At 67.7% G+C, this 6,140-nt stretch carries 7 protein-coding genes; 1 reads left to right on the top strand and 6 read right to left on the bottom strand.

Translation table 11 applies throughout. The annotated features are described in order from the left end of the window. From WAW85_RS07555 to WAW85_RS07530, 6 genes are all read right to left on the bottom strand, one after another. On the bottom strand, positions 1 to 273 hold a 273-nt coding region (locus WAW85_RS07555; protein ID WP_422559010.1), incomplete at its 3' end, for a PfkB family carbohydrate kinase. Beyond that, positions 270 to 1,649: a sugar porter family MFS transporter gene (locus tag WAW85_RS07550; RefSeq protein ID WP_422559011.1), complete on the bottom strand. Its 1,380-nt coding sequence runs from the start codon at positions 1,647 to 1,649 to the stop codon at positions 270 to 272. The genes WAW85_RS07550 and WAW85_RS07555, both read right to left, overlap by 4 nt. Before the next feature lie 120 nt (positions 1,650 to 1,769). Next, complete coding sequence (locus WAW85_RS07545; RefSeq protein WP_422559009.1) at positions 1,770 to 2,429, bottom strand: TetR/AcrR family transcriptional regulator; 660 nt, start codon at positions 2,427 to 2,429, stop codon at positions 1,770 to 1,772. Continuing rightward, complete coding sequence (locus WAW85_RS07540) at positions 2,426 to 3,625, bottom strand: NAD(P)/FAD-dependent oxidoreductase (RefSeq protein WP_422559008.1); 1,200 nt, start codon at positions 3,623 to 3,625, stop codon at positions 2,426 to 2,428. Before WAW85_RS07540 ends, WAW85_RS07545 begins: the two co-directional genes overlap by 4 nt. Then, entirely contained in the window at positions 3,622 to 3,813 is a 192-nt protein-coding gene (locus WAW85_RS07535) for a rubredoxin (RefSeq protein WP_422559007.1), read from the bottom strand. Before WAW85_RS07535 ends, WAW85_RS07540 begins: the two co-directional genes overlap by 4 nt. Position 3,814: 1 nt before the next feature. Then, positions 3,815 to 5,428, bottom strand: coding sequence for a fatty acid desaturase (locus tag WAW85_RS07530; protein WP_422559006.1), 1,614 nt, complete (start codon positions 5,426 to 5,428; stop codon positions 3,815 to 3,817). Positions 5,429 to 5,607: 179 nt separating this feature from the next. On the opposite strand from WAW85_RS07530, the gene WAW85_RS07525 reads away from it, so the two are divergent. Next, a partial coding sequence (locus WAW85_RS07525) for an SGNH/GDSL hydrolase family protein (protein ID WP_422559005.1) occupies positions 5,608 to 6,140 on the top strand: 533 nt, incomplete at its 3' end.

Below are 6,140 nucleotides of genomic sequence, written 5' to 3'. Positions count from 1 at the left end.
GGTGTGCACACCGGGTACGGTGCCGACATAGTGCGGGTCGACACCGTACCCGACCAGTTCCCGGACCAAGTACCGACCGAACGGATCGTCGCCGGTCGCCGTGATGACCGCGGAGCGCAGGCCGTGCCGGGCCGCGGCGACCGCAACATTGGCCGCCGTCCCACCCAGCGACTTACCGAAGCTCTCGACGTCCTCGAGCCCCACCCCAACCTGCTGCGGGTAGAGGTCGACGCCGATCCGGCCGATCGTCAGGACGTCGAACGCCGAGGTCACCGAAAATCACCGGCGGCAAACGACTTCTCCAATTGCTCCAGAGACCGGCCGCTCGTATTCGGCAGTGTCTTGTACATCAAGAAGCCGAAGATCGCGGTGGTCACCAGGAAGGTTCCGTAGGTGCCGGTCAGGCCGCCCTCCTGAACGAGCCAGGGCACCGCCTGGCCGACGGCCGCGTTGGCCAGCCACAACACCAAGGCCGCGGCCCCCATGCCGAAGCCGCGCAACCACAGCGGGAACAGTTCGGAGAGACAGACCCACGTGGTGACGTTCATCGTCGTCTGCTGGACGAGGATGAACAGGGCGAGCAGGACCAGGATCGCGTAGGTCTGCGCGGTACTGCCGTCCGGCAGGAGCAGGGTCACCGCCACGATCGCAGCGTGGCAGCACATCACCAGGGTCATCCCGGTCAGGAGCAGGGTGCGGCGCGGGACGCGGTCGATCAGATAGAACAGGCAGAAGATGCTGCCGACCACCGCGGCTGATCCGACGAAGACATTGGCGATGGGCGCCGCCGCGCCGCTGAAACCAGCGGTCTGAAGCATCTGCGTTCCGTAGATCATCACCGAGTTCACGCCGGTCGCCTGCTGGCCGACGGCGAGGATAATGGCGGCCAGCAGCAATCGGCGTACCCACCCGATTCCGAGGTCGCCCCACGACGCCGTGCGCTGCTTCTCTTCGCTGCGGGCGAGGTCCGCCAGTTCGGCGAGTTCGGCGCGGGCGCGCTCGGGGCCGCGCACCTGGTCGAGGACGGCGAGCGCATCGTCATACCGGCCCTGGCGGATGTACCAGCGCGGCGACTCCGGCATCTTCAGCATGCCGACAAAGAGGCAGACCGCGGGAATCGCGCAGATCGCCAGCATCAGTCGCCAGACGCCCTCGTGGCCGGCGGGGTTTTCGGCGGTGGCCGGCGGCCAGATCGCCGCGATGATCGCGTTGACGGCGAAGGCGGCGAGTTGCCCTGCGACAATGGCGAGCTCGTTGCGGCCGCCGAGGGCACCGCGTCGTTCCGTCGGCGCCAGTTCAGAGAGATAGATCGGCACGACGACCGAGGCCCCGCCCACCGCCAAACCGAGGACGAATCGCGACGGCAGCATCACGGCCAGGCTCGGGGCGATGACGCTACCCAGGGTGCCGAGGAAGAAGACGACCGCCAGATACACCAGCGTCCGCCTGCGCCCGAACCTGTCTGCCAGCCGTCCGGCTGCGAGCGCACCGAGGGCCGCACCGATCAGCAGGATGCTGACGACCAGTCCTTCGGTGGCGGCGGACAGGCCGAACTCGAACTTCATCGGTTCCAGCGCGCCGTTTAGGACGCCGGTGTCGTAGCCGAAGAGCAGACCGCCGAACGTCGCGACCACGACGATGACGTCCATCCGCCGCTGCCACGGACCGGGCCGCAGGGGCGGAAGCGCGGGCGCAGCCGAGTCGATGCTGTGGGCCACTTCTTCTCCTTGCCGTCCGGCGACTGCAGTCACCTTACGACGGAAAGACCGCTACCCGGCCGCTTCGCGGATGGCGGGGGCGAAGAGCGCGGCCAGATTGGCGGCCACCTGCGGGGCCGGTACCTCCGGGGGCATTGCCACGTAACTGAGCGCCATCCGGGCCACCGCGCCGGCGATCGGCTCGGCCTTGTCCGGCGGCAGTCCGATCCACGAACCGACGACGATGTCGCAGAGCCGCGCCTTCGCGGCGGTGATCAGCGGAGCGGCGTCCGTGGTGATCAGCCGATGCAGATCGGAGTTCGCCTCCCCCGACAGCAGCGAGGCGATCATCGGATCGGCTGCGGCACTGGCGAAGAAGCGGTCGAACCCGTCGACCAGGGCCCGGTCCAGATCGTCGACGTTGGCGGAAATCGCCGAGCCGATCTGGCCGGTGAACTGCTCGACCAGCCGCAGCGCGTACGCCTGGGCCAGTCCGTGCCGCGACCCGAACTCGTTGTAGACCGTCTGCCGACTCACCCCGGTCTGCCGGGCGACGTCGGCCATCGTCACCTTGGACCAGTCGCGCTCGGAGAGTAGCTCCCGGACGGCGTCGAGCAGTGAATTGCGCAGCAGCAGTTTGCTCGCCTGGGCGTACGACGTCGGGGCACTCACCGTGCCCAGGATAGCCGCGGCACGGGTGGTCGCGGCGCGGGCAAGGACGGGGAGGCTCACACCGCCGCGCCCACGTTCGCGCCCAGCTGCGCGCGCAGTTCCCGGGCGGCCGCCGCCCGCCCGACGGTCACCGCGCCCCGCAGCCCTTCTGGCCCGGAAACGAGGACCGTCGCCGCCGGCCCGTCCTGTGCCTGAGCTGTCAGGATGCCGTCGACGGTCACGTCTCCACCCGCCGCTGGCCAGCCGACCAGCTGGAAGTTGACGCCGTACTGGATGGTCCATGCCCGCGGCACCTCGGCGAACACCGGCGCTCGAGCACCGGCCAGGTCAGCGAGCACGGTGCGGGCTGCGGCCGCACCCTGGTCCACCGCCGCGAACCAGTGCTCGCCGCGCGCGGGTTCACCGGTGCGCGGATCGGGCACTGCGGCAACGTCTCCCGCGGCGTAGACCCCGGCCAGCGAGGTCCGCAGCGACGGATCGACGACGATCCCACCGCGCCCCGCGTCGGCGCCGGCCACCTCGGCGAGCGCAACATCGGGCGCCATGCCCAAGGCCGCGACGACGGTGCCGCCGATCTGCTCACCGTCGTGCAGCTCCACACCCGCGGCGCTAGCGCGAACGACACGGCCATCGAGCCGCACGTCCACACCGTGTTGGCGGTGAAGGTCAGCCAAGAACACCGAAACCTCCCGCGGCACAACGCGACTCATCAGGCGATCACCTGCTTCTAGGACGGTGACGCGATGTCCGGCCGCCGCCGCCGAGGCGGCGAGTTCCAGCCCGATCAGCCCGCCGCCGATCACCGTCAGCGAACCGGACTGGGCGATCGCGGCACGAATCCGCTCCGCATCGGCCACCGTGCGCAGCGTCGGCACGTCGTCGTCGAGCCAGTCCGGACGGATCGGCTGGCCGCCAGTCGCCAGGATCAGCGCAGCGTAGGAGAGTTCCGTGCCGTCGGACAAGCTGACGGTGCGTGCCTCCGGATCGAAGCCCAGGACCGTTGCGGCGCTGCGGATCTCGATATCCTTGTCACTCCAGTACTGCTGCTTCTGCAGGGCGATCCGCTGCTGACTCAGATCGGCGGTGAGCAGATCCTTGCTGAGCGCGGTGCGCCGAAACGGCAGTCCAGCCTCGGCGCCGATGATCGTGACCTCGCCGGTATACCCCTCGCCGCGCAACGTCTGAGCAGCGGTCGCCCCGGCCGCGCCAGCGCCAATGATCACGACCCCGGACGCAGCCCCGGTCTGACTGCTCATGCCCGCGACACCTCGACCATCTCGAAGTCGGCCTTGGCCGCGCCACAGTCCGGGCAGCTCCAGTCGTCGGGGATCTGGTCCCACCGAGTGCCGGGGGCGATGTCCTCGTCGGGCCAGCCCAGTGCCTCGTCGTACTCGAAGCCGCACTGCACGCAACGGAAGAGCTTGTAATGGTTGACGGCGGTCATCTCATGCTCCGATCACGACGAAGTCGATCTTTTCCCGAACCCCGCAGTCGGGGCAGGCCCAGTCGTCGGAGATCGCGGACCAGGGCGTGCCGGCCCCGAAGCCCTCGCGCGGCGCACCCTGCGCGACGCGGTAGACATACTCGCAGTTGGGGCAGCAGTAGGCGAGCGCCGCCTCGGTGTTCGCCGCCTCGTCGTTCCGGGTGTCGCGTGCGACGACCGGCGTCGGCCGCGGCTCTCGCGCGGGTCGCTCACCGTCGCTGGCACCCCGAGGCGCCTGCCCGTACTTCGCGAGCAGCTTGGCCTCCTGGCCCGGCTGCAGGTTGGCCCGCGTCAGGTCGCCGTCGTAGTGCTCGATCACGCGCTTGTCCATGATCTTGCGCCAGAGCGGCGGGAAGTAGGTCAACGAGATCATGCTGGCGTAACCGCTGGGCAGACTCGGCGCCTCGGAAAAGCTCCGCAATGTCTGGTATCGGCGCGTGGGATTCGCGTGGTGATCGCTGTGCCGCTGCAGGTGGTACAGGAAGATGTTGGTCGCGATGTGGTCGGAGTTCCAGCTGTGCTCCGGGGTGCAGCGCTCGTACCGGCCGCGTTTGTTCTGCTGCCGCAGCAGGCCGTAATGCTCGAGGTAGTTCACGGCTTCCAGGAGCGAGAATCCATAGATCGCCTGGATCACCAGGAACGGCAGTACCTGCCAGCCGAAGAGGCCAGCGAGCGCCCCCCAGAGCACGACCGTCATGACCCAGGCGTTGAGGACGTCGTTGCTCGGGTGAAAGACCGGGCGGTCGAGCCGCTTCATGCGGTTGGCTTCCAGTTCCCACGCCGACTTCAGGCTTCCGAAGACGCTGCGCGGCAGGAAGCCCCAGAAGGTCTCGCCGAATCGTGAGCTGGCCGGATCCTCCGGGGTAGCGACGCGTACGTGGTGGCCGCGGTTGTGCTCGATGTAGAAGTGCCCGTAGGCGGTCTGCGCGAGCGTCACTTTGGAGAGCCATCGCTCCATCGAAACCTTTTTGTGGCCGAGCTCGTGCGCGGTGTTGATGCCGATGCCACCCATGGCGCCGATCGAGATTGCGAGACCGATCTTGGAGATCAGGCTCAGCGAGCCGCTGTCGATACCCATCCAGCTCAAATCACCGAAGCGTCCACCAGGGCCGGCCGTCCAGAGATAGGCCGCAATCACCAGGCTCACGAGCTGGAACGGAATGTACGCGTAGGTGCAGTAGCGGTAGTACTTGTCGTTCTCGAGCTGTTCGATCAACTCATCGGGCGGGTTCTGGCCATCGGGCCCGAAGAAACGATCCAGGATCGGCAGCAGCCCGTAAATCAGGATCGGGCCAATCCACCACCAGATCGGGGTCGCGTGCTGCATCCACGCCCAATCGAGCTGGTGCCCGACCCAGTTGCCCAGCACGATGAAGCCGGTGGCGAGGAACACGGCGGTCGGCGGAATCAGGCCGAGTAGCCACAGGTAGCGCTTCTTGTCGCGCCACTGCAGCGGCGGCACCGGCGGGGCAACGGCACCGACGGCGCGCTCATCGGCCACCTGCTCGTTGGTCCCCTGGGCGTTGTCTACCGGTTCATGGGCCCCGGTCTGGCCGGGGGCTGACACTTGGGTCATGTCGACTTCTCCTCACTCCTGGTCCTGCGAAGTGAGATTGACACTACGGTTAGCTGCGTCCGATGTCTATACATTTTGATTGATTTGTACAAAACAATGCGGATCGGTGACGCATTTCCACCTTCCGAACAGGGTGTTGTTCGCGGTGACGTCGGCGGCACTTACCTATCATCAGAGGCGTGCAGTACTCCCGTTTCGTGGCACTCGGCGACAGTCAGACCGAGGGATTGTGCGATCCGGATCCCCGCTACGAGTTCCGGGGATGGGCCGATCGGCTCGCCGAACTGCTCGCCGAACACAACCCCAACGTGCAGTACGCCAACCTCGCCGTACGCGGCAAGAACACCCGGCAGGCACGTGAAGAACAGCTGCCCCGAGCCCTCGCGATGGCGCCGGATTTGATCACCGCACCGCTGGGCATGAACGACGTGATCGGCAGCTCCGATATGGCGCGGGTCGAAGGCGACCTCGACGACGTCTACCGGCAACTGGCCGACACCGGCGCCACCGTGGTGATCTCGACGTTCCCAGACGTCACCGCGACCATCCCGCTGGGCCGCAGGTTGGAGACCAAGCTGCTCGCCCTCAACGACATGATGCGAGGCTTCGCCGAGCGCTACGGCTTCGTGCTCGTGGACCTGCACTCCGCGCCAGTGCTGGCCGACCTGCGCTCGTGGGCGCCGGACCGCCTGCACGCCTCGCCGCTCGGGCA

It is taken from the genome of Gordonia sp. (in: high G+C Gram-positive bacteria) (assembly GCF_049299075.1).
GTDB lineage: Bacteria > Actinomycetota > Actinomycetes > Mycobacteriales > Mycobacteriaceae > Gordonia.
This window is presented reverse-complemented; position numbering and strand designations above follow the sequence as displayed.